The sequence below is a fragment of the Salinimicrobium oceani genome (assembly GCF_012037645.1).
The window spans coordinates 1-466 of sequence record NZ_JAAVJR010000573.1; the positions used below are offsets into that span (position 1 = coordinate 1).

Annotated in this window: 1 protein-coding gene; it reads right to left on the reverse strand. The window is 45.7% G+C overall.

The features are described 5' to 3' along the window. Positions 1–466: T9SS outer membrane translocon Sov/SprA (gene sov, locus HC175_RS18310; protein WP_168139672.1), on the reverse strand; the 466-nt coding region annotated here is incomplete at both ends.

Consider the following 466-nt stretch of genomic DNA (forward strand, 5'->3'; position numbering starts at 1 on the left):
GCCGCTCCTGCCCTTCAGTATTAAAAGCGTAAATAAGGGATTGATTGGAAGGTACTTTTCCGAACTCAGTCATAGTAGTATTTTGTATACCGCCATCTTCCGGAAGCCCGTTCTCGTATTGTTTACGGCCGTCCTTGACCACATCTTCTGAAATGTTCCCAAGGTTAAAGACCAGTTTCCCACCCTCATTTCCTGAATTTTCAGGATAAATAAAGGGATCCATTAACCAGAATTCAATGTACTCCACATTGCTCTGTTCGAAATTCGTCGAATTTAGTGCCCGGCTTATACCTGCCCAATTTTCTTCTGGATTTGGAATTGTATTGCTTCCTGCCGCGGCAGGATTATAATTGTATGGGCCCCGAATATTAGGATAGTAAGCCAGGTCCAGCGTATACAGCACCTGCGACTGCCCCTGCACCACGTCAACGTTGGGAAAGATCTCATCCAGGAAAACCCTTCGGCT